Origin of the sequence: Halobacterium sp. KA-6, assembly GCF_021029015.1 — an archaeon.
Lineage (GTDB): Archaea > Halobacteriota > Halobacteria > Halobacteriales > Halobacteriaceae > Halobacterium.
The window spans coordinates 72,281-94,871 of sequence record NZ_JAJJZH010000008.1 but is presented as its reverse complement, the minus strand read 5'-3'; the positions used below and the strand labels follow the sequence as shown (position 1 = coordinate 94,871).

General features: G+C 56.3%; 18 protein-coding genes and 2 pseudogenes. 12 read left to right on the top strand and 8 right to left on the bottom strand.

Going from position 1 to position 22,591, the window contains the following annotated elements; all coding sequences use genetic code 11:
- Window positions 1–4 precede the first annotated feature (4 nt).
- From LPA46_RS14690 to LPA46_RS14680, 3 genes are read right to left on the bottom strand one after another with little or no spacing between them, the layout of a single operon-like run.
- Window positions 5–787: an aspartate/glutamate racemase family protein gene (locus LPA46_RS14690; protein WP_230893133.1), complete on the bottom strand. Its 783-nt coding sequence runs from the start codon at window positions 785–787 to the stop codon at window positions 5–7.
- Window positions 784–2,562: a hydantoinase B/oxoprolinase family protein gene (locus tag LPA46_RS14685; RefSeq protein ID WP_230893132.1), complete on the bottom strand. Its 1,779-nt coding sequence runs from the start codon at window positions 2,560–2,562 to the stop codon at window positions 784–786. The genes LPA46_RS14690 and LPA46_RS14685 overlap by 4 nt, the downstream gene beginning before the upstream one ends.
- Window positions 2,559–4,607, bottom strand: coding sequence for a hydantoinase/oxoprolinase family protein (locus LPA46_RS14680; protein ID WP_230893131.1), 2,049 nt, complete (start codon window positions 4,605–4,607; stop codon window positions 2,559–2,561). The genes LPA46_RS14685 and LPA46_RS14680 overlap by 4 nt, the downstream gene beginning before the upstream one ends.
- 400 nt (window positions 4,608–5,007) lie before the next feature.
- Between LPA46_RS14680 and LPA46_RS14675 the strand changes: the two genes are divergently transcribed.
- From LPA46_RS14675 to LPA46_RS14635, 9 genes and pseudogenes are all read left to right on the top strand, one after another.
- Complete coding sequence (locus tag LPA46_RS14675) at window positions 5,008–6,471, top strand: ABC transporter substrate-binding protein (protein WP_330166345.1); 1,464 nt, start codon at window positions 5,008–5,010, stop codon at window positions 6,469–6,471.
- A gap of 10 nt (window positions 6,472–6,481) precedes the next feature.
- Entirely contained in the window at window positions 6,482–7,507 is a 1,026-nt protein-coding gene (locus tag LPA46_RS14670; protein WP_230893129.1) for an ABC transporter permease, read from the top strand.
- Window positions 7,504–8,418 carry an ABC transporter permease gene (locus tag LPA46_RS14665; protein ID WP_230893128.1) on the top strand — a complete coding sequence of 305 codons (915 nt, stop codon included), beginning with the start codon at window positions 7,504–7,506 and terminating at the stop codon, window positions 8,416–8,418. The genes LPA46_RS14670 and LPA46_RS14665 overlap by 4 nt, the downstream gene beginning before the upstream one ends.
- On the top strand, window positions 8,418–9,530 hold the full coding sequence (locus LPA46_RS14660; protein ID WP_230893127.1) for an ABC transporter ATP-binding protein: 1,113 nt from the start codon (window positions 8,418–8,420) through the stop codon (window positions 9,528–9,530). Before LPA46_RS14665 ends, LPA46_RS14660 begins: the two co-directional genes overlap by 1 nt.
- A gap of 95 nt (window positions 9,531–9,625) precedes the next feature.
- Window positions 9,626–10,666 (top strand): ABC transporter ATP-binding protein, encoded by a 1,041-nt coding sequence (locus LPA46_RS14655; RefSeq protein ID WP_230893126.1) that lies wholly within the window; start codon window positions 9,626–9,628, stop codon window positions 10,664–10,666.
- A 215-nt stretch (window positions 10,667–10,881) separates the two neighbouring features.
- The gene (locus LPA46_RS14650) at window positions 10,882–12,927 is read left to right on the top strand and encodes a hydantoinase/oxoprolinase family protein (RefSeq protein ID WP_230893125.1); all 2,046 of its coding nucleotides are present in this window, start codon (window positions 10,882–10,884) and stop codon (window positions 12,925–12,927) included.
- Between the two features lie 6 nt (window positions 12,928–12,933).
- Complete coding sequence (locus tag LPA46_RS14645) at window positions 12,934–14,745, top strand: hydantoinase B/oxoprolinase family protein (RefSeq protein WP_230893124.1); 1,812 nt, start codon at window positions 12,934–12,936, stop codon at window positions 14,743–14,745.
- On the top strand, window positions 14,742–15,080 hold the full coding sequence (locus tag LPA46_RS14640; protein WP_230893123.1) for a cupin domain-containing protein: 339 nt from the start codon (window positions 14,742–14,744) through the stop codon (window positions 15,078–15,080). Before LPA46_RS14645 ends, LPA46_RS14640 begins: the two co-directional genes overlap by 4 nt.
- A gap of 90 nt (window positions 15,081–15,170) precedes the next feature.
- Window positions 15,171–15,700, top strand: a pseudogene (locus LPA46_RS14635) (zinc ribbon domain-containing protein); the annotation flags it as partial.
- A gap of 60 nt (window positions 15,701–15,760) precedes the next feature.
- Here LPA46_RS14635 and LPA46_RS14630 read toward each other — a convergent pair.
- The 4 genes and pseudogenes from LPA46_RS14630 to LPA46_RS19255 form a co-directional block, all read right to left on the bottom strand.
- Complete coding sequence (locus LPA46_RS14630) at window positions 15,761–16,294, bottom strand: Lrp/AsnC family transcriptional regulator (protein ID WP_442908261.1); 534 nt, start codon at window positions 16,292–16,294, stop codon at window positions 15,761–15,763.
- 686 nt (window positions 16,295–16,980) lie between these two features.
- Window positions 16,981–17,607: pseudogene (locus LPA46_RS14625) on the bottom strand (IS6 family transposase).
- A 1,145-nt stretch (window positions 17,608–18,752) separates the two neighbouring features.
- The gene (locus tag LPA46_RS14620; RefSeq protein ID WP_230893121.1) at window positions 18,753–19,262 is read right to left on the bottom strand and encodes an IclR family transcriptional regulator; all 510 of its coding nucleotides are present in this window, start codon (window positions 19,260–19,262) and stop codon (window positions 18,753–18,755) included.
- A complete protein-coding gene (locus LPA46_RS19255) occupies window positions 19,235–19,348 on the bottom strand; it encodes a hypothetical protein (protein WP_442908260.1) in 114 nt (37 codons plus the stop codon). The genes LPA46_RS14620 and LPA46_RS19255 overlap by 28 nt, the downstream gene beginning before the upstream one ends.
- Window positions 19,349–19,460: 112 nt before the next feature.
- Here LPA46_RS19255 and LPA46_RS14615 point away from each other — a divergent pair, with 112 nt between their 5' ends.
- The 3 genes from LPA46_RS14615 to LPA46_RS14605 all read left to right on the top strand — a co-directional run bounded on the left by LPA46_RS14615 (window position 19,461) and on the right by LPA46_RS14605 (window position 22,059).
- The gene (locus LPA46_RS14615) at window positions 19,461–20,138 is read left to right on the top strand and encodes an IS6 family transposase (RefSeq protein ID WP_230893120.1); all 678 of its coding nucleotides are present in this window, start codon (window positions 19,461–19,463) and stop codon (window positions 20,136–20,138) included.
- A gap of 305 nt (window positions 20,139–20,443) precedes the next feature.
- Window positions 20,444–21,235, top strand: coding sequence for an SDR family oxidoreductase (locus LPA46_RS14610; protein ID WP_230893119.1), 792 nt, complete (start codon window positions 20,444–20,446; stop codon window positions 21,233–21,235).
- On the top strand, window positions 21,232–22,059 hold the full coding sequence (locus LPA46_RS14605) for a fumarylacetoacetate hydrolase family protein (protein ID WP_230893118.1): 828 nt from the start codon (window positions 21,232–21,234) through the stop codon (window positions 22,057–22,059). Before LPA46_RS14610 ends, LPA46_RS14605 begins: the two co-directional genes overlap by 4 nt.
- Here LPA46_RS14605 and LPA46_RS14600 read toward each other — a convergent pair.
- Window positions 22,028–22,558, bottom strand: a complete 531-nt coding sequence (locus tag LPA46_RS14600) for a hypothetical protein (protein WP_230893117.1) — start codon at window positions 22,556–22,558, stop codon at window positions 22,028–22,030. The genes LPA46_RS14605 and LPA46_RS14600 overlap by 32 nt on opposite strands.
- Between the last annotated feature and the right edge of the window lie 33 nt (window positions 22,559–22,591).

Below are 22,591 nucleotides of genomic sequence, written 5' to 3'. Positions count from 1 at the left end.
AAATTCACGCGTCGTCACCCTGCGTCCAGACATCGGCGTTCTCGTAGTCGTCCTCGATTCCCCAGTTGGAGATCTCAGACAGCGGGGGTGACTCGTACCCACCCGCCTTGCTCTGTGTCCAGCCGAATGTGGCGAGGTCGGCGAGCAGCTCGGCGAACTTGAACGGCGCCGTCACCGCGTCCAGGACTGGGACGCCGAGGTCCGACTGGAGGTCCTCGTAGAACCCATACTCGGCGGTACAGCCGAGGATGACAACCTCGGCGTTGTCTTCTTCGACGGCCGCGGTGGCGGCCTCACGGAGGCGTCGCTCGGTCGTCTCTGGTTCAGATTGGAAATCCAGCACTCCGAGGTCGGCAGTCCGGAACGATGCAAGGTGGTCGCCGAATCCGTATTTTCGAACGCGACCCCGCATCTGAGGGACCCACTTCTGCCTCCCGACTACGACCGAGAACGAGTCGCCGAGTGTCGTCGCGAGATGGGTTGTCGCCTCGGCAGGCGCCGCGATTGGCATCGTGTCACTAACTTCCCGGGCTTCCTCCAGTGCAAGGTCGTAGAAACACCCGATGACGGTGGCGTCGTAACCCTCGTTTTCAGCGCGCTTGACCTTGTGCAGGACGTCCGGCGTAACGAGGGACTCGTAGTAATGGTACTCGACGTGGTGTGGGCCACGATCGAGCGCCGTGACGTCGACGTTCGTGTTGGGTCGACCGGCAGACTGGAGGATGTCCTGGATGTCCCCCGAGAAGTCGGCGTGGGCTACCGGGTCGATCCAGAGGATGTCCGTCATTGGTCTGCTCGCAGCCCCGCGGTAGCTTCTTCGTCGACCTGTCCATCCTCAGTGATTACGACCCCGTACTGTTCACGGGCGCCCTCCCGGGAGACGTAGCCGTCACGGAAGTCCTCAAGGACATGCTCCGGATCTCGATCGAACGGGTCACCGTATCCGGCGCCACCCGCGGTCCGGTTCGAGATGACTTCGTCGGGCACGAAGTTCCCACGGAACATCCCGACGTGCTTGCCGTCTTCGCCCTCGTAGAGATGGTCGTTGTCGACGAGTGTCTCGACGCGGTCGTCGAAGTCGTCCTCATCGGAGTCAAGGACGACGACGTTTTTCTTTCCAGGTTTACCGCCGTTGAGTCCCCAGTTCTCGGTGCGAGTTTTCTGGACGATCGAGAGCGCACCGACCGGCTCAAGCACGCGGAAGTCCCGCTGGATGCCGAGGCCGCCACGGTGTTGACCGGGACCGCCGGAATCCTCACGTAGCGAGAGCTGGTCGAACCGGATCGGGGCCTTGTTCTCGAAGACCTCAATAGGGATGTTTCGGACCATCGTCTCACTGATGTGCATGAGCGCGTTCTCGCCGTCGTGATCGATGCCGCCGCCCCAGCCGACGCCCTCGTTGTTCGCTTCGACGAACGGACGGCCAGTGTCCGGATTCTCGCCGAACAGCATGATGTCCGCAAGGTCGCCGCCAGTACTCGCAGGGACGCGGTCGGGCATGCCCTTTGCGAGCGCCTTGTAGACGACGTCGATGGCAACGATACCGGCCCACACAGTGAACGTCGGCGCGGGGTAGCTCGCGTTGAAGATGTTATCCTCGGGGACGTGCATCGTGAGCGGCTCATACTGGCCGCCGTTGGAGTCCTCTTCGGGTGTCGTCAGGGTCTTGAACGTGAGCTTGCAGATCGTCTCGGACATCCCTGGTGGAATATTCAGGGGTTCGTCGACTTCGCCGGAGGACCCAGAGAAGTCGACAGCGAACTCGTCGCCGTCGATAGTGACCTCCGCGCTGAGTTTGATGAGATCGTCGTCGTCGCGACCGACGCCGTCCGCATACCCTGTTGCAGACCAAGATCCATCGGGGAGTTCCGCCACGGCTTCGCGTGCGGTCTGTTCGCCGTGGTCGAGGATTTTGTCAATAGCTGATTCGACGGTGTCGTCGCCGTATTTCTCGTAGAGCTCCTGGAGGCGTTGTTCGCCCGTGCGGACGGCTGCAACCTGGGCGTTCAGGTCGCCCTCGACTTTCTCCGGCATTCGGGAGTTGAACCGGATAATGTCCATGATTTCTTCGTCCGGCTCGCCGCCCTTGTACACCTTCGTGCCAGGGAAGAGGACGCCTTCTTGGTGGACGTCAGTGGAGTCGAGGACGTACCCGGAGTCTTTCGCGCCGAGGTCGAGCCAGTGGGCACGACATGTCGTGTACCCAATGAGTTCGTCGTCGTGGAAGACGGGCGCGAACAGCAGCACGTCGAGAGTGTGCGTGCCGCTCCAGTACGGGTAGTTCATGATGAACACGTCGCCAGGATTCATGTTCTCCTCGCCGACGTGTTCGACGGCTTTCTCGATGCCGTAGTCGTTGGCACCCAGGAATAGCGCTAGTCCCGGGGAGTCCGCGATGAGGTTCAGGTCGCGGTCGAAAATCGAGATCCCGAAGTCGAGAATCTCGTAGATGATGGTGTTGTACGCTGTCCTGATGAGTGTACGTTGCATCTCGGTCGCGGCAGACGTGAGGTAGTTTCGAACGACTTCAACGGTCGCCGCGTCAATGTTTTGAGTGCTCATTGTTCGTCCTCCGTGGTGACGACGATGTGGCCGTATTCGTCGATGGTCGCGAATTGGTCGGAGTGGAAGACCAGCGATGTCGTGGGTTCGGTGACAACTGCCGGACCCTCGAGTTCGTCGCCGGGCGCGAGGGTGGCGCGCTCGTAGACGTCGAACTCGCGGAACCCGTCTTCGGCGAAACAGTACGCTTCGCGGGTATCGGACGGCTGGAGGGTGCCGTCGCTGGCTTCCTGGCGATCGAGACTTGGTTTGTCATTCTCACCGATGGCGCGGACTCGGAGATGGACGACTTGTACGGGATCGTCCATTGTGTGTCCGTACCGGGTTTCGTGCTGGGTTTCGAATCGGTCGGCGAGTTCGTCGAGGTCTTCAATGCCGTCTGCGTTGACTTCGACAGTGTGTTCCTGTCCGTGGTACCGCATTTCGACAGTTCGTTCGAGCGTCTGGCGGTCTTCGCTGATGCCTTCCGTGGAGAGCGTGTCTCGGCCGTCTGCTTCTAAGTCGGTGAACGCCTCGTTGAGCGTGTCGAGGTCGACGTCGCTGAGGACGGCGATATGCGTCTGGGAGAAGTCGTAGACGACGTCGGCCATCAACATGCCCCACGCGGAGAATACGGAGGGGGCCTGTGGAACAAGCACTTCATCGACGCCGAGTTCGCGTGCGACGAGCGGGACGAACATTGGTCCAGCGCCGCCATAGGCGACCATCGAGAAGTCGCGGGGGTCGAGTCCTTTCTCGACAGTGATTTCGCGGATTGCGCCGACGGTGTTCGCGAGAGCGACGTCGAGAACGCCGCTACTCGCGTCCTCGACGGTCGTGTCGAGGGGGTTGGCGAGTTTGGACTTGATGCCGTCGATGGCGGCCTGTTCGGCTGTGTCCATTTCACCGCCGAGAAAGTCCGCGGGGTCAAGGAAGCCAAGTGCGAGTGCAGCGTCAGTGACTGTCGGTTCGGTGCCGCCGTTGTTGTAACAGATTGGGCCGGGGTCGGCGCCGGCGCTCTCCGGGCCGACTTTGAGAAGGTCGCCGTCGAGCCAGGCGATGGATCCGCCACCTGCGCCGATGGTGCGGATGTCGTAGACGGGGATGAGCATCGGCTGGTGTTCCAGTGTGGAGTCGTATTTCACGACTGGGGAGCCGTCTTCGATGACGGCTGCGTCGAGGCTGGTGCCGCCCATGTCGACGGTGATGAGGTCGTCGCGACCGGTGACGTCACCGACATGGGAGGCGCCGATGAGTCCGCCGGCTGGACCAGAGAGAATAGTGTGGACAGGCGCGGCTTTGGCACTTTCGGCGGTTAGTGTACCGCCACCGGATCGGGTGATAAAGAACGATTCGTCGAAGCCTTCGTCGGCGAGCGCGGCGTCGAGTGTGTCGACGTAGTTCTCGAAGATTGGCTTGATATAGCCGTCCATGACGGCGGTACTGGTGCGTTCATATTCGCGGTATTCGCCGGTAATGTCACTGGAGACGGAGACGCTGACGTCCGGGTAGGCATTTCGGACGACGTCAGCGGCGGTTTGTTCGTGTTGGTCGTTCTGGTAGGAGTGGAGGAAACAAATGGCGATGGAGTCGACGTCGTGGTCTTCGACAAGTTCCGTGGCGGCATCTTCGACAGCCCCCTCATCGATTTCTTCGACGACGGATCCATCCGAGTTGAGCCGACCGGGGACCCCGAGTCGGCGTCGACGGGGGACCATCGATTCGGGCTTCTGGTAGTTGATGTCGTACATCGAGTCGCGCTCAAGGTTGGTGCGCGCGATCTCGTAGACGTCGGAGAAGCCTTCGTTGGTAATAATTCCTGTGCGAGCGCCGTCGCGTTCGAGGACGGCATTAAGGCCGAGAGTAGTGCCGTGGACGAAAGCCTCGGTGTCGGAAAGGTTGACGTTGACTTTGTCGATCGAATTGAGGACGCCATTACTAGGTTGTTCGGGGGTCGTTGCTGCTTTCTCGAGGTTGACTTCGCCGGTATCGCGGTTGAACGTGATTGCGTCGACAAAGGTGCCACCAATGTCGACCGCAACCCGTTGTGTGTTGTTCTGTCGCACGTCATAGCCGTTTCGTGTGTTCCTATATATTTCTTTCCCCGTCTAGTTCTGTTTTGTATGCTTTGACATCCGATTTGTGTGGTAAAGTAGGAAACACTGACCGAATAGTAGTTTTCAGAGTGCATTTTATGGTATCTATTCGGTAATACTAAGTCCCCTCACAATGGACATAGGTGGCATGGGTAGAAATAACAACACCCACGTTGACCGTCGCACATTCCTGAAATACAGCGGAGCAGCGAGTGTCGGCGCAATCTTTGCAGGATGCACCGGTAACCAATCCAGCAACGAAACGACTACCGGTTCGACCGAATCGGCGGGTGGCGGGACGGAAACTGGTGGTAGTACGGAAACCGAATTCAACTACGTCACGACCCAGACTCCGAGTTCTATCGATCCAATGAAGGGGTCGGACAATCTCGAAACCATTTCCCTCCATAACGTCTACGACCCTCTCCTATACTATACAGACACCACCCCACCCGAACTCGAAAACTGGCTCGCCGAAGACTACTCCATCTCCGAAGACGGTCGGACCTACACGTTCCAACTCCAACCTGATGCCGTCTTCCATAATGGCGATCCCGTCACAGCGTCCGACGTGAAATACTCAGTCCAACGAATGATGGACATGCAGCAGGGGTTCTCATGGATGTGGGAAGGCATCCTGTCCCCTGAGAACGTTGAGGTCGTGAACGAAACGACCGTCAAGATGACAACTAATGAGGTCTTCGCGCCATTCCTCTATACGCTTCCATTCCTCTTCATCGTCAACGAAGAACAAATCAAAGCGAACGCCACGAGTGACGGCCAGTACGGGGACCACGGTGACTACGGAACTGCATGGCTCGAAGAGAACGACGCTGGTAGCGGCCCCTATAAACTCTCCTCGCGCGAACGGAAACGCGAAATCGGTCTCGAGAAGAACGACGACTGGTGGAGCGAATTCCCGCACGGCCAGAGCGGCTACGAGGCCGTAACCATCGAGATGGTTCAAGAGACGGCAACCGCCGCGGGACGCATGCGGGAAGGCGCGGAAATGGCCGACCAGTGGCTTCCCCTTCAGACGTATAAAGACCTCGCCAGCGAGGACGGCGTCCGTGTGCATGCCAAAGCGACGTTCAACCCATTCTACATCTACATGCACACGCAGCGCGAGCCACTCAACGACGTCCACGTCCGTCGCGCCATCTCGTACGCATTCGACTACGAGGCGGCTCTCAACGATATCATGTCTGGCGACTCCGACCACCTCAATGGCCCGCTCCCGAGCGCGATGTGGAGTCACACCGACAACCTCGAAACCTATGGCCAGAACCTCGAGCAAGCACAGGCCGAACTCGACAAATCAGATTACACTGCCAGCGACATCGACCTGAACTACACCTATGTTTCCGGCCTGACGGTCGAGCAGAACATGGGTCTGCTACTCCAGTCGAACCTCCAGGAGCTCGGAGCCACTGTCTCCGTCAACAAGGCACCATGGTCGAACATCACGGAGATGGCCACGAGCAAGGAGTCCACACCGGACATGCTCGCCGTCTACCTCTCGTTCAGTTACGCGGACCCAGACACATTCCTCTATCCAGCCTGGCACAGTAGCTCCCACGGCTCCTGGACGAGCGCATCCTGGTACCAGAACGATCAGGTTGATCAACTTCTTGACGACGCTCGGCGAACTGTCACTCAAGAGGAGCGAATCCCCATCTACGAAGAGGCTCAACAAATTATTGCCGAGGAGGCGCCTGCTCTGTTCATCATGAACCAGGCAAAAAGGAACGCAATCTCCACGGACGTGAAAGGATTCAAGGATAACGGTATCACCGGATACCGGCAGACGTACCACCGCTACTACCAGGGCTAAACTACCAACAATGGGCTACAGAGACTACCTGATCAAACGCGGGCTGTCGACAATCCCGATGTTCCTGGGGTTGTCGGTGCTCATCTTCACACTCGCCCGTGTTATCCCCGGACGGCCAGCACGCCTGGCACTCGGCCCGCGTGCGACCGACGAAGCTGTCCAACAATTGCGCGAACAGATGGGGTTGAACGACCCGATCTGGCAGCAGTATATCGAGTACATGGGGGGTCTCCTCCAGGGTGACCTCGGGCAGTCACTCATCTCTGGGCGGAACGTTGCAACCGACCTCCTCGAATACTTCCCAGCGACCTTCGAGCTGACCACCCTTGCGATGCTCATCGCTATCGTCGTCGGCGTTCCGCTGGGGGTTATCGCCGGACAACACAAAGATAAATGGCCAGACAACGCGAGCAGGCTGTTCTCGTTCTTCAACGTCTCCCTACCCCCGTTCTGGGCGGGCATCCTGCTCCAGTTGCTCATCGCGTTCCAACTGGGCTGGTTACCCGCGACCGGGCGGATCGGTGGCGTAAGCCCAATGCCGGTCGAAACAACGGGCCTGTTACTGGTGGACAGCATCCTCGCAGCGAACAGTGCAGCATTCATCAGCGCCGCACAACACCTCATCCTTCCAGCGATTACCCTCTCGCTGGCCCCGGTGGCAGACATTGCACGGATGACGCGGTCGAGTTTCATCGAAGAGTACGACAAAGATTACGTCGAGGGACTGCGGACGCACGGCATTCCGAACCGGCTAATCGCGTACAAGTACGTGCTGAGGAAGTCGTTCGCGTCCACGCTCACCATCATCGGGCTGGACTACGGCTTCCTGCTCGGCTCCGCCTTCGTCGTCGAGATCGTGTTCTCCTGGCCAGGGATGGCATCCTACGGCGTCGAAGCCATCCTCCAGAAGGACATCAACGCGATGGTCGGTGTCACCCTCGTCGTCGGTGCCGCGTTCCTCATCGTAAACTTCGTCGTCGACATCCTCTACGGATTCTTCGATCCACGAGTTTGGCACGAGGGTGAAAGCGAATGAGTGACACAGAATCCACTGCAAGTGACGCCTCGACAAGCACGCTCGCTCGCCGGCTTGAAGACCTCGACCGCGTGGTCTATCGATTCCGGCAGAATCCGATGTCAGTCATCGGCCTCGGAATCATCCTCGCGTTCATCCTCATCGCGATATTCGCTCCATGGATTGCGCCCTATCCAAGTGATGCGGGATATGCGGGCGAGCCCGCCGTCCACTTCGACCAGAAGTTCGAACCACCGAGCGCCGAGCACCTCTTCGGTACTGACCAAGCTGGCCGTGACGTCTTCAGTCGCGTCCTCTTCGGGACACAGCTGTCCCTGAAAATCGGGGCGGTCGTACTCGCTGCAGCGGTCTCGATCGGCGTGCCAATCGGTCTGGTAGCTGGCTACTTCGGTGGCAGGATCGGTATGGTGCTCATGCGTATCACCGACGTGTTCCTGTCAGTACCACCGCTCGTCCTCGCACTCTCTGTGAGCGTCGCGTTGGAACCGAGCTTAACCAACGCGATGCTTGCCATTGGAGCTGTCTGGTGGCCGTGGTACGCCCGGTTGACGTACGGCGAAGTGCTCTCCGTGAAGAAAGAGACATACGTAGAAGCTAGCCGCGGCGTCGGCGCGTCGTCGATTCGAACCATCTTCCGGGACATCCTTCCGAACGTGCTCGCGCCCATCACGGTGAAGATGAGCCTTGACATGGGGTACGCGATCCTCGTAGCGTCCGCGCTCGGCTTCCTCGGACTGGGCGCCCAGCCGCCGACTCCCGAGTGGGGGACGATGGTCAGCCAGGGCCGTGATTACCTGCCCGCCCAGTGGTGGTATTCGACGTTCCCCGGGCTAGCCATCTTCCTCATCGTCCTCGGGTTCAACTTCCTCGGTGACGGGCTCCGGGACATGTTCGACGTGGAGGTGCAGTAATGACAGATCCAATACTAGACGTTCACGACCTCTCCGTATCGTTCGACACCTACGAAGGCCGCCACGACGTGCTCAACGGCGTCGACTTCACGATCAACGAAGGCGAGACCGTCGCGCTCGTCGGTGAAACCGGCTGCGGCAAATCCGTCACTGCCCGCTCGATCATGGGGACACTCCCTCGCCCACCAGGCGACATCACGAGCGGCGAAATCCGGTACGACGGCGACAACCTTCTCGCCGACGAGGACGCTCACGAGCAGGTCAAAGGCGACGAGATGAGTATGATCTTCCAGGACCCAATGACGTACCTCTCGCCGGTGTACCCAGTTGGCTCCATGATGGCCGACGTCGCTACGTACAGCGGTGGAAAGGACGTGTCTTGGTGGGAAATCCTCAAGAACTTCCTTGGTCGTCGCGAAAACGCCGAGGAGATCCGCGAACGCAGCATCGAGTTGTTGGACCGCATGCGTATTCCAGACCCGGAAGGAACATTAGACCGGTATCCGGTCGAACTCTCCGGTGGCATGCGGCAGCGCGTAATCATCGCGATGGCGCTCATCAACGAACCCGAGTTCCTCATCGCGGACGAACCGACAACCGCACTCGACGTCACTGTCCAGGACCAGATCCTAGACTTGCTCCGTGAGCGCGTGACCGAGCAGAACCTCTCGATGCTGTACATCACGCACAACCTCGGTGTTGCGCGTGAAATTGCCGACCGCATCTGCATCATGTACGCCGGCGAAATCGTCGAGGTCGGGCGGACAGAGGAGATATTCGACGCGCCACTGCACCCGTACACGCGTGGCTTACTGGACAGCATTCCGAAGCTGACAGGATTCGAGGGCTCTGGAATCGACGGCCAGATCCCCGATTACACTGACCCGCCATCTGGCTGTCGGTTCCACCCGCGGTGTCCCGCTGCGATGGAGGGCACGTGCGATGTGGAACCGGTCGAAGATTACGCTGTTGGTGAGGATCGGACCGTCGCTTGCCACCTCTACGAGGATGGAATGGAGTTCGACGAAGCAGCAGCCATCGCGGCTGACGAAGCAACGTACAGCAACGAAGAACCACAACCGGCCGAAGCTGGCGTGAGGGGTGAGCAATGAGCACTGACTCGTCGGACCTAGCGGAAACTGGTAGTTCGTCGACCGGAGACCGGAGAGCGATCCACCGTGCGACGGAGCAATCTGGAGCACCGCTGGTGTCCGTTCGTAATCTCAAGAAGTACTATCCGGTCAGTAAGGGGGTGTTCAGTCGGTCGAAGTCCCACGTGAAGGCTGTCGACGGAGTGAGCTTCGACATCTTCCCGGGAGAGACGTTCGCTGTCGTCGGTGAGTCCGGGTGTGGGAAGACGACACTTGGGAAAACGGTCGCTCGACTGTACGAGGCGACGGGTGGCACGATCAACTTCGATGAACGCGACATCACCGACGTTGACGGGAAGCAGTTGCGGCAGCTGCGCCGTGACATCCAAGTGGTGTACCAGGATCCGTCGTCGTCGTTGAACCCGCGCCGACGGATCGGGAACATCATTCGCGAGCCGTTGGATGTTCATGATGTCGGAACGAAATCAGAGCGCCGCGAGCGGGTCGCGGACCTGCTGGAGATGGTAGATCTGCCCGTCGAGTTCCAGCACCGGTATCCGAGCGCGCTGTCCGGTGGGCAGAAACAGCGCGTCGCGATTGCGCGAGCAATTGCCGTCGAGCCGAAGTTCGTCGTGTTGGACGAACCGACGAGCGCGCTGGACGTTTCCGTGCAGGCGAAGGTCATCTCGCTGCTCGATGACCTGCAGGACGAACTCGGGTTGACGTACTTGCTCATCAGTCACGACCTGAGTCTGGTGAAGAACGTTGCCGACCGGATCGGTGTGATGTATCTCGGGAACTTCATGGAGGTCGCGGACAGTCGGGAGTTGTTCGAGAACCCGTTGAATCCGTACACAGAGCAGTTGTTGTCGGCGATTCCCGTGATCGAAAGTCACGAAAAGTCATTGAAGCCGTCGGCTGTCGAGGTACAGGGTGAGACGCCGGATCCCCAGAACCCGCCGAGTGGGTGTCCGTTCAATCCGCGGTGTCATCGTCGGTTCGATGCCTGTGATTCCGTGGAGCCCGAGTTGGTTGAAGTGGAACCCGGCCATTTGACTCGGTGTCTCCACGATCCGGGCGAGAAGCGCGAGGAGGTGATACAGGCTATGCCCAAGGATGTAGCGTTTGAGGACCGGAAGGGGCGTCGCCAAGACTGACAGGAGTATCTGGTTGGCGTGACAGCGTTCAGTGTCTGTCATCCCGTGCTGTCACACCAGTTCTCGAGACATTTCCCGTCCGTATTATTCGATCCGTTATGTATCCACGCTCAGGTATTTTGTAGACGATACGCATCTAGTAGAGTTCTTTTCGAGTGTAAATCCCAGATATAGCATACAATAAGTTTATAGAGTTGTACGATTCGATGTATGGTATGGCAGAGGATACCACTCGAGTCGCCGTCGACATCGGCGGGACATTCACCGATTTCGTCGCCGTTGACGACGGTTCTATGTCCCTCGAGAAAGCGTCCACGACGCCATCGAACTTCGCTGACGGCGTCCTTGACGCACTTGGGAAAAGCGACCTCGACCCCAGCGCAATCGAGCAATTCGTTCACGGCACCACCGTCGTCATCAACGCCATCACCGAACGAAACGGCGAAGACACAGCACTCCTCACGACGGAAGGATTCCGGGACGTCCTCGATATCACACGCGCAAATCGCCCGGACATGTTCAACTTCCAGTATCAAAAACCGGAACCTTTCGTCCCACGACGCCATCGCTGGGAGGTCTCCGAGCGGATCGACCAAGCAGGCGACATTGTCTCCCCACTCGATGAGGATGCCGTCCGGGACGCAGTCCGCGAAATCAAGGCCGACGGCTTCGACACCATCGCAGTCAGCCTCCTCCACAGTTATCAGAACCCAACTCACGAGCAACAAGTCCGCGACCTCATCGCTGACGTTCACCCCGACGCCTACGTTACCCTCTCTCACGATCTCACGAAAGAATACCGTGAGTACGAACGCACCAATACTGCGGTGTTGAACTCCTACGTTCGGCCGATCGCCGACGAGTACCTCGACACCCTTGCTGGGCGACTCAGCGAGCGTTCCTTCAACGGCAACACGTACGCGATGAAATCGAACGCCGGCACCGCGAGCTTCGATCAAGCACGCCGCCGCCCCGTGGAGATGGTCGAAAGTGGCCCCGTCGGCGGCGTCTATGGCGCCGCACGAGTTGGAGAACAAATCGGCGAACCGGACATTGTCAGCTTCGACATGGGCGGCACCACTGCGAAAACCTCGCTCGTCCAAGATGGCGACGTCACTATCGATACCGACTACTGGCTGGAATCGTCGCAACGCGAGGAGGGGTACCCGCTCAAGATCCCTGTTGTGGACATTGTCGAGATTGGCGCCGGTGGCGGCTCGGTCGCGTGGGTTGACCAAGGTGGTTCAATTAATGTCGGCCCACAGTCCTCTGGTGCAGACCCTGGGCCTGCATGTTACGGCCGTGGTGGCACGGATCCGACGGTCACAGACGCGGACCTCTTGACGGGCCGGCTCAACCCGGATTACTTCCTCGGCGGCGAGATGACCCTCAATGTCGATGCCGCCCGCGACGCGCTCGAACCACTAGCGGACGAGTTCGGCACAAGCGTCCGTGAAGCCGCACACGGCATTCTCCAGGTCGTCAACTCGAACATGGCCAACGCCCTCAAACAGGTCAGCATCCGGCGCGGCCACGACCCACGGGACTTCGCAATGGTCGCGAGTGGCGGCGCCGGCCCGCTCCACGCGGCGACACTCGGTCGAGAACTCGGCGTCAAGGAGACAGTAATCCCACGAGCTCCCGGGCAGTTCTCCGCGTGGGGGATGTTGATGACCGATCTGCGGAAGGACTTCGCGCGGACCAACGTCCGGAGTTTCGATCGCGATGCCGCAGCGGATATCGATGCCATCTTCGCGGAAATGGAAGCCGAGGCCTACGACGCGTACGCTCCCGAGGACGTCACGCGGGACGACATTGAACTCGAACAGACTGTCGACCTCCGGTATGCTGGCCAGGAACACACGGTGAACACGCCGGTCGAATCAGGCGAGATCGATGCAACGACGATTGATGAGACGATCGAACGGTTCCACAACCGGCACGAACAAACGTTCAATTTCCGTATGGACGACGAAGTCGAGGTCGTGAACCTCCGATTGACGGCGTACGCACCGATGCCGAAACCTGAGATCGACGCCGTCAGGAATGACGAGTCTCTCGAAGCGGCGATCAAGGAATCCCGAGAGGTAGACTTCGGGAGTGAGGGTATCCATGACGCGCGCGTCTTCGAGCGGGATGCCCTGCCAACGACGGAACCTATCGAGGGCCCAGCAGTCATCGAGGAACCGGCCTGTACGACGCTCGTTCACCCTGACCAGACTGTTGACGTTGACGCGCTCGGCAACCTTCACATCTCGTAACCACCAATGCAATCTGAAACTGACACGCAAGAGCAGACTGGTAGCGTCGATCCGTTCACTCGCGAAGTCATCACGAACGCTCTACAGAGCGCGGCCGAGGAGATGTTCCTGAACCTCGGTCGCACCGCGAAATCGAGTGTTATCTACGAGACGCTCGACTACGCTTGTGGTATCACTGACGCGGACGCGAACGTGGTCGCGCAAGCAAACGGCGTCCCAGGTTTCCTCGGCACACTCAAATTCTGTGTTGCTGACGCCGTCGATAAATTCGGACAAGACGGCTTCGAACCCGGAGACGTCGTGCTGCTAAACGATTACCATGGCGGGACTCACCTCAACGACGTCGCGATGGTCGCTCCGATCTTCGTCGACGACGAACTTATCGGCTTTGCGGCGTCGAAAGCCCACTGGACGGATGTTGGCGGAAAAGATCCTGGCTCGTGGACGACGGACGCAACCAGCATCTTCCAGGAAGGTATCCAGTATCCGATGGTGAAACTCTACGAGGGCGGCGAACGCAACGACGCTGTCTACGACATCGTCGTTGCGAACACTCGAATGCCGGACATCACTCGTGGAGACTTGCAAGCCCAGAAGTCGTCGATGGATGTCGGCGCGGAACGCGTCGTCGATGTCTTCGATCGATACGGAGCTAACGCCGTCCAACAGGCCATCGAAGACGAGTTCGACGCTGGCGAACAGCTCGTCTGCGAGGAAATCCGAGAACTCCCGAACGGAACGTACACTGCAGAGGATTATCTGGACGACGACGGTATCACGGACGACCCAGTCCATGTTGAAGTTGAGGTCACGATTCGCGACGAGACGATCGAACTTGACTACACGGGCACCGATCCCGAGACGGAGGGGCCGATTAACTCGCCGTACGCTGCATCCGTCAGCGATATTCGATCTTTCTTCCAGGCGATCACGCTCCCACAAGCGGAGACTAACGAGGGATTCTTCCGTCCGCTCGAAATCACCATCCCCGAAGGGACTGTTCTGAACGCGACGAAACCAGCGGCAATCGGGACTGACTGGGAGGGGTCCGCGATGGCTGCTGATCTTCCGTGGAAGGCACTCGCGCCCCATCTCCCTGACCGCTTGTCGGCCGGCCACTTCCTGAGCGTCTGTGCGACAATCGTTGGTGGCCACGATGACCGGCGCGACGAAGATTTCCTGGTCGTGGAGCCACAGCCAGGCGGCTGGGGTGGCAGCCCTGGCAAGGACGGCGCCGACGTGCTGGTGTGTTCAGGAGACGGTGACACACTCGAGATGCCCGTCGAAGTGATGGAAACCCGTTTCCCGTTGCTCTTCGACACGTTCGCCCTCGATACCCCCCAAGAGGCGGGCCACGGCGAGTTCCGGGGCGGGACCGGGCTCGTCCAAGATTATCGGATGTACAACGCGTCTGACGGATTTATTACTGCTGGCTTCGGACGGTCGAAGTTCCCACCGTGGGGTATCGAAGGCGGACAGGACGGGGACGGGAACTACATCGAGATCATCCGTGACGACGACGGAAGCATCGAGCAATACAGTAACCTCACAAACCACGAACTCGACGAAGGCGACGTCGCGCGCCTAGTCACAAGTGCCGGTGGTGGCTGGGGCGATCCCTACGACCGCGACCCTGAACGGGTCCTCGAGGATTATCGCGACGACTACATCACCAGGAAAACTGCCCGAGAACAGTACGGAGTTGCCATCACGGAGTCGGGGGAATTGGATGTGGCAGAAACCGAGATACTCCGCACCCACCAACCGGCCGATTCGAATGCGACTGACGACGGTTTGAACCAGGTGGATACGAAATGACGAACGATTCTGTCGAATTGACGGACCTTGAAACGGTCTGGGCGGACAGCACGGGTAGCCCACTAACGCTATTCGAAGCGTCCGACCCTGACACAGAAGCAGGCTCGTACGTCATCCAACCAGGCGAGCGGGTCCCCGAGAACGGATGGACGAGCCACGAGGGCGACGAACTGTCCGTAATCCTCGAAGGAGAAGTCACGCTAGTTACCCGCGGCGCAGAATACACAGTCTCCGCCGGGACGGTATCCGTAATCCCGGCCGGCACCGACCACTATAGTATCAACGAAACAGATACCCCTACGAAGCTAGTATATACTGCGATTGGCGGGCTTTGACATGTAGCGAGCGAAAGCCCACCCTTCAGGGGTTGGTGTGAACGACGGCATAGCGCGACATTCTACCGCCCTTCACCCGGATCCACAACGTGGTCGGAGCGCCGTACCCATTTCTTCCACTCCTTAGCGAAGCATATCGTTGAGAAGTGTATTGAGCGTGGTATGGGCCGCGTCAACGTCGGGGACTTGGAAGGCGTTCGTGAGGACGAGTATGGCGACTCGAAGAACTGGGGTAAGCACGGGAATCTCGACTTGCATGGGTGGGCATTCGCCGCTTCACGTCGATACTCACCTACAAGGAGAAGGTCGAGGGGATCGAAGTCGTGGAAGTGTCTGAGCGAGACACGAACAAGACCTGTTGCATCTGCGGGCAAGAAGATGACAGTCAGAGCGTCGAGCGTGGCCTATACGTCTGCGAGTCGTGTGACGCGGCGTTCAACGCGGACGTGAACGGGGCGGAAAACATCTGTCTCGACATCAACGAGGAAAGTAACTTCGAGTCTCCGCCTGTTTTGGGTGGGGATAGGAGTACCGGCTGGTTGGCACAGCCAGCAGTCTACCTCTATGACTTGTCCAGCGGATTCCAACCTCGGGCAGAGGTGGTCGACTGCAAACCCTAATATCCCAATTCCAGCGGTGCGGTGCCGTGGGATTTCCGCGTCTTCAGGCGCGGGAGGATGTCAATCCTCCCCGTTGTTGAGTGTCTTATGCCAGGCCTTGTGCGTCTTTGTGACGGGGATCGTCTCGTATTGCCCGACCGCCTCGTGGTCCTGCAGCATCGTCCGGAGGTAAGTCTTGACGTCAGACAGTGAAGCGTGCCAGACACGGAGCAGGAGGTCGTATTGACCCATATACTCCTCAATTTCGTAAATGAGCTCTTCCTGTTTGACCTGCTCGAGGAACTTCTGGAGCGTGTCACTGTCAACATTGGACTCCAGAGTGACGAAGACGTCGGCGTACGCCAGATCCGCCTGCTGGAGGACGAGAACGCCGAGGACATCGACAAGCCCCTCGTCTTCCAGCTTCTCCCGACGGCGGCGTGCAGCGGTCCTAGAAAGCCCGACGCGTTCACCGAGCTCGGTGTCAGAAATTCGCCCGTCCTTGTTGAGGGCTTTGTAAATCCGATAATCGGTCTCGTCCAGGTATTCTTTCAGGATCTGTTTGACCTTCTCGCTGTCCAACCACTCGTCAGTCGGTGTTGCCTGAGGAACCATTACGAGCATCTTTTCACCGGAGGAAAGTGTAGTTATCGGTCAAATCGTGACAAGTCAGGTTTCGATTCGGGTAAATTAGCCGAGATCACTCTACAGATTATACACTACGTGAAGTTCCTCGGGGCCGATCTCCGAGGCTTTCCGGTTTTATGCCGCGCTTTACAGACTCTGTGAGGGAATCCACAGTGAGTGCAGTCTCCACAGGTGTGTATTCGGAGTCGCCCACTCCTACTTGATAGCGACGGCAGGTCGTCTGACTATCCGTGTTTTCGGACTGAAAGACAGACGCGAGTTGTACCGTCACACCACTTTATTTGGCGTGTTTTGAGGTGATCGTTTATGTCACCAGTTGTCGGTTTCATTCACGGGGTGAAGTCCTATGGCATTCGCCTTGACTGCTTGTAAATTCCAGCTTCAAACGGAAATACGGCGCATTCGTCTGCTCACTCTGTCCGCTTGTGCTCCAGTAATCCTACCTCGATACAGTCGTTACGACGCTGAAGGGTGTGGTTTCTGGTATAGATCAGCATAAAATCACCACACCTTATTCTTGATTAAACACCCGTGAAGCAATGCCACAGTTGTTGATGAATCTTAGTATCCAGGTTTACCATTATTACTATCACATTTAGATACTATATCATATACTGATATCTGGGTTGTTAAGGCACTGTCTAGTTTCGCACTTACTGAGCTGGTGTTTTTCCATCGAGCGATTGATGTGACCTTTGTTGGTTGTAGTAATGCACGAATTGCTCAAGACATTTACATAGGCTTGACCGCCTCCCAACCCACAAATTATGGAAACGGTTAACTCACACTTTGAGGATTTGAGACCTTTTCGATAAGGTTTTGGTCAGTATAGTCTACCTGGTCGCTCAATCCTAATTGAGAGAGCGAAGACAGATAATCGGACTGATCGATGAGAAGCGTTGCGTCGGAGAGATCGTGTTTCTCACTGTGTCCAGCCAGGAACGCAGCCGCTGGATCGATGGAATGGCGTCCAAACAACTGCACGTCAAGAATCGGCTCCGTATCGAGAATAATTTCATCATACAATCAAGACTACTCACCATTAATCTTGATAGCGGCCTCGTCAACGGCGACCCGCTTCGGCTGCGCCTCAGATGGATCGATAGTGGTGTCAAATACTCACTATATGTCCTAGAAAATCGCTTGATATGAGCGTTCTACGTCAAATAGCTGGATGATTTCTTGTGTTTCTTGAAGTAAAAGCCGGTTGCGTAGAGGCGAACGGTGAACCCCCTGACGGGTGTCGCCATCCGCTCACGGTACTGTTCAGATTGAATCATTTTCGGTGGAGGCGGTGGTTTGCAGCGATGGTTCGATGGTTGCTGGATCAGCGTGGTGATAATGATATGTGAAATGGTTGGTTCGGAGTTTTAATTCTTTGAAGACATGTTCGATGGCATTCTTCTTCCTATGTGTTTCATGCTGGAAGCGAAGATCGTGGCGATGGAGCGTAGCTTGCAGCCATGGTGCGCCATCGACGAGAAACACGCTCGCTTTGACGTGATGCTTCTCCTGGAGCTCCTTCAGGAACTGTTTTGTTAGTACGGCGTTTGAGTGGGAACGAGTCTGTCGTGCTGGTATTCATTGGTTTTGGGATCGACTACACCGTACAGCCAGTAGCGCTGATCGGTAAATTGAATTGCAGTATGGCGCTCACAACGTGGTTAGGATTTTCGCTGAAGTTGGGATGTAGGCCGGCTTTCAGCACCCAATTGTGAACGGGAGAGGCCACGTTCGACACTGAAAGAAGCGAAGATAGCGGTGGTCTACGAAAGCATCAATTAGAATGAATGAAGTTTGATATCCAGTTTTATCGTGGGTTCTAATGCGGCTAGTCACTCGACAAATTCTAAATCGAAGCAGTCGCTAAACCGTTGTGGCGACCGATTTCTTGCATCAACTACTACAACTTCACTCCGCCTCACTCTTCATCCTGATCTGGACGCTGACCAGCGCAAAATCCCATTCCTTGGGAGATCTAATACTGGGTAGATCAGCTATTTACTAGCCCACAATTACATTACTACTATTGTAATCGGGGGTTTATGATCTTTCCGATGTGATTTATGCAGGAGAACTCACCCCCAGATGAAAACGTGAGGTTGGGTTCGTGTCCGGGGGAATATACGGAGGTTCGATGGAAATACGAAGAAGTGCTTGGCGTGGAAGAACCGCTGATTTCGGCCGGGTTATGGAATTGTAATCGCCTACTCGTCTCTATTCTGTATGCCGTCGGTTGATAGAAATCACCGCTTATGCGGCATCTGATCTATGTTCCCGTCAATCAGAATAATCGAAGGCAGGTGGTCCGTTTGAGCGCCGATCTATTTAGTATTACTAACTCACTGGTATGTAAGATTCACCCCAATGACGGTAGCTGCATTCTTTACGTATTCTGCATATTCTTCGTGGAATTTACTTTCGGTTACGCGACTTTTGGGCCGGCTATGCTAACTGCCCCTTTGACTGTTCCAACCTGTACCTGGACTGGTGCCGCGATGCATCGGACACCGCTTGTTCTCTCCTCCATATCTACGGCATAGCCTTTCTCTCGAACCGTCTCCAATCTTTCGTACAGAGCTTCTTCTGTATTTATCGTATTCGGGCCCGTTATCGGAAGACCGCGTGTCGAGATGATTCTTTCCACTTTATTTTCCAGAAGAAAAGCAAGGATTGCTTTCCCTAACGCCGTGTTATGCAGATGGACACGCGTCCCGATCTTCGTGTCTAGAGTAAGCGAGTTCTCACCGTACTCACGGTGGAGATATATGCCCCAGCCATGCTCCTCAACCAGCAGACTGGATAATTCTCCGGTTTTCTCTGCTAGTTCCCTAACTTCGGGCTTGGCAACCTCGTGAATGGATCGGTGCTTTCGAGTGTGTTCTCCAAATTCAAAGAACCGGAGGCCTAAGTTGTATTCGCCACCGTTCTGCACGACAAACTCTTCAGAGACAAGAGTGGCAAGATGGTGTGGATCGTACCCTTACTATAATCTAGGTTAGCAGCTAACTCGGATAACATCGCGGGCTCTTGTTCTTTAAGAATTTCGAGAATCCGAACGGTCTTTTGGAGCGGCACTGTCTAGTTGAGTTAGTTTGAGTAGCGAGCAGGTTGTTGAGTTTCTTGTCCAAAGATGCTCGCAGACCTGCTCAGGGAGCGCTATGAACCGGATTTAGAAGAAAATTGGGAGAATGAGCGGACGGCGAACGCCCTGACAGGCGTCGCCGTCCGCCTTCATCAGACCGGTTGTTCGCTTCGAGAAACAACAACGATCTTAGCGGAATTAGGCGTCCAACGATCGCATGGAGCGGTTTGGAACTGGGTGCATCGGCTGTCTGACAGCGGATGCGGCCCGCCTGAGGCGCAGCCGAAGCGGGTCGCGGTTGACGAAACCGCTGTCAAGAGTAACGGTGAGTGGTCTTGGTTATACGCTGCAATAGACACCGAGACAAAGTTGATTCTTGACGTCACATTATTTGGTCGGCATGGGACTGATCCGGCCGCTGCGTTTCTGCATCGACTCCAAGAGAAACACGATCTCTCCGATGCTGAGCTTCTGGTCGATCAATTCGGGTATCAGACTGCCCTCTCCCGGTTAGGATTGAGCGGTCGGCTCAACTATACCGAGCGAAACCTGATTGAAAAGTGGTTTCACACGCTCAAAATGCGGGTCGACAGCTTCCATAATTCGTGGGTGGGCAATTGGTCAATCGTCCGCAAATGGCTTGAACAGGTTATGCATTACTACAACCGCCACAGACCGCATCAAGCTCTCGATGGAAAGACACCGATCGAGGTGGTCCAGAACTAGACAGTGCCGGGTCCTCGAACACTTTATCTGTTTCTCCGCGCGCACTCGTACGGTATTGCGGCCTTGTTCCGTGTACCCGCTGTGATTCTCCGGTTGAATATGGGGATTTGATCAACTTTTGTTCAGTCTTTCCCATCATCCAATAGACCACTTAGGGCTGAGAACTAATAATTTCACAAATACTATTGAATCACGGCTTGACCGATCGTTTAGAACTACTAAATACATCTTTCTCTCTATCTTGAGGGGTTATTTGCCGGGTTGATTGCCTTAATAAAGTAACACGGAATCACTTCAACCGAAGTATGAACCTACAAATAGAGGGCGACACTGCAATCGTTACCGCCTCAAGTAGTGGTCTCGGAAAGGCATCAGCCAAATCTCTCGCTCGAGAAGGAGCAAATGTCATCATCAACGGGCGGACGAAATCCGACCTTGAAGAAGCTGCTGAAGAGATAAGAGACGTTGCGACTGGTTCGGTCGTAATCCAGCAGGGGGACATCACCAACGAGGAAGACATCGAGCAACTCGTCGAAACTGCCGTTTCCCAGTTTGGTGGGCTGGATCACTTAGTTACGAATGCTGGCGGTCCACCAAGTGGTCCGTTCTTGGAAACGACTGATGAGGATTGGTATCATGCCTACGAACTGTTAGTCATGAGCGTTGTGCGTCTCGCGCGAGAGGCGGCCCCCCATCTCCAACAAAGCGACCAGGGGACAATCGTTACAATCACCTCGAGAAGCGTGAAAGAGGCTATCGATTCTCTCGTTCTCTCAAATTCCGTCCGAATGAGCGTAATTGGTCTCGAAAAGACGCTTTCGAAAGAACTTGCACCGGATGTTCGAGCAAATGCCGTACTTCCTGGTCCTCATGAGACTAGTCGGACTGAAGAACTAATTACAGACGCAGTTGAACGAGGAGAGTATAACTCCTATGAGGAAGGCCTGGAGTCGCGAGCTAGCGGAATTCCGTTAAAACGGCTCGGTGATCCAAATGAGCTTGGGGATATTGTCGCATTCCTCTCTTCGCCCGCATCAGGGTTCATTAATGGTACAGCAATCCCAGTTGATGGCGGCGCTACGGGTTCGAATCTATGACACGAATTGCCCGCCATAACGGCACGTTGATGATTGGTAATAGCCAGGGATTCGTGCCAATTAGTGCCAGTGGCGTTCAGGCATCGACAACCGCAGAACTCCTTAGCTTAGCAGCCAGAGACGAGTTGCCCAATCCAAAGGAGGCTACTGCCACCCCAGTTTCACCCAATGATCTCACCCTTCAATCACCCTTTGACGAGTATGGAAAACTATGGGGGATCGGACTTAACTACAAGGATCATGCAGCGGATTTGAACGAACAGCATCCGGATGAACCTGCTAGTTTCATGAAGCCGCGCACGACTGCGGTGGGTCCCGATGGTCCGATTCGTCTTCCACCATCAGAGATTACAGATCGAGTGACTGCCGAAGCAGAATTAGGTGTCGTCATCGGTCGAACTGGTAAGGACCTCGATCAAGATGAAGTTACAGATGCCATCGCTGGCTATGTCCCAATCATCGATATGACTGCTGAAGATATTCTTGAGAAGAATCCGAGGTTCCTCACACGCTCGAAAAGCTTCGATAGCTTCCTTGTATTTGGGCCCTGGATTACAACGCTCGATTCAATTTCAAATGAACAGGATATCACTGTGCAAACGACTGTTAATGGTACGGAGAGAGCATCTAACCAGATTAATCAGATGATGATGCCACCAAAAGAACTGGTCCAATTCCATTCCGAGGTTATGACTCTCCAACCAGGAGACGTCATTTCTACTGGAACGCCTGGTGCACACCCCATCGAATCCGGCGATACCGTAACAGCAAATATTCAGCAATTAGGATCGGTTACGACTCCCGTTGTTGGATCCTCGCGTTAATCGTTAAGGACAATCTGTCGGGGCCTAGCCCATCATATTCTTCGCTGTTAAGGGTGATATCGATCGCTTCTTCGAATGAATCCAGCCCTTCCAGTTCGTGGGTGACCAGCTCTTGGATTGAAACACGGTCAGACTCGACCATGTCAACCGCTAACTCACCCCTATCCTTATTAGGTGTTTCAGATACGGCACCAAGAAGGGGATTGACCCATCGGGCATATTTCGAGCGCATATCTCGCGGATCAAGCTCGATCTCACTCGAAATGTACTCAACTTGGACTATTTTCCCGCTCGGACGAATGTATCGATACGCTTGGTCGAGGGGATCTGATCCCTCTGTCCCATGGCTCTGATTTCCGCCAGCGGCCTCGAACATCCACACCAATCCCCCTGTCTCTAAAAGAATTCGTTCTTCCGCGTTCTCTGCTGCGTTCATGCCCACCATGCCCGCATCTTCAGCTAGTTTGACCTTCGTCGGGTCAATATCGATGGCGAACACTTCACTAGCTCCGAAGTGTCATGCCATAGTAGT

Coding starts and splice junctions, on each gene's coding strand:
- LPA46_RS14690 (WP_230893133.1), bottom strand. CDS start 787: ATGACGGACATCCTCTGGATCGACCCGGTAGCCCACGCCGACTTCTCG.
- LPA46_RS14685 (WP_230893132.1), bottom strand. CDS start 2,562: ATGAGCACTCAAAACATTGACGCGGCGACCGTTGAAGTCGTTCGAAAC.
- LPA46_RS14675 (WP_330166345.1), top strand. CDS start 5,008: ATGAAGGGGTCGGACAATCTCGAAACCATTTCCCTCCATAACGTCTAC.
- LPA46_RS14670 (WP_230893129.1), top strand. CDS start 6,482: ATGGGCTACAGAGACTACCTGATCAAACGCGGGCTGTCGACAATCCCG.
- LPA46_RS14665 (WP_230893128.1), top strand. CDS start 7,504: ATGAGTGACACAGAATCCACTGCAAGTGACGCCTCGACAAGCACGCTC.
- LPA46_RS14660 (WP_230893127.1), top strand. CDS start 8,418: ATGACAGATCCAATACTAGACGTTCACGACCTCTCCGTATCGTTCGAC.
- LPA46_RS14650 (WP_230893125.1), top strand. CDS start 10,882: ATGGCAGAGGATACCACTCGAGTCGCCGTCGACATCGGCGGGACATTC.
- LPA46_RS14645 (WP_230893124.1), top strand. CDS start 12,934: ATGCAATCTGAAACTGACACGCAAGAGCAGACTGGTAGCGTCGATCCG.
- LPA46_RS14640 (WP_230893123.1), top strand. CDS start 14,742: ATGACGAACGATTCTGTCGAATTGACGGACCTTGAAACGGTCTGGGCG.
- LPA46_RS14630 (WP_442908261.1), bottom strand. CDS start 16,294: ATGGTTCCTCAGGCAACACCGACTGACGAGTGGTTGGACAGCGAGAAG.
- LPA46_RS19255 (WP_442908260.1), bottom strand. CDS start 19,348: ATGTTATCCGAGTTAGCTGCTAACCTAGATTATAGTAAGGGTACGATC.
- LPA46_RS14615 (WP_230893120.1), top strand. CDS start 19,461: ATGCTCGCAGACCTGCTCAGGGAGCGCTATGAACCGGATTTAGAAGAA.
- LPA46_RS14610 (WP_230893119.1), top strand. CDS start 20,444: ATGAACCTACAAATAGAGGGCGACACTGCAATCGTTACCGCCTCAAGT.
- LPA46_RS14605 (WP_230893118.1), top strand. CDS start 21,232: ATGACACGAATTGCCCGCCATAACGGCACGTTGATGATTGGTAATAGC.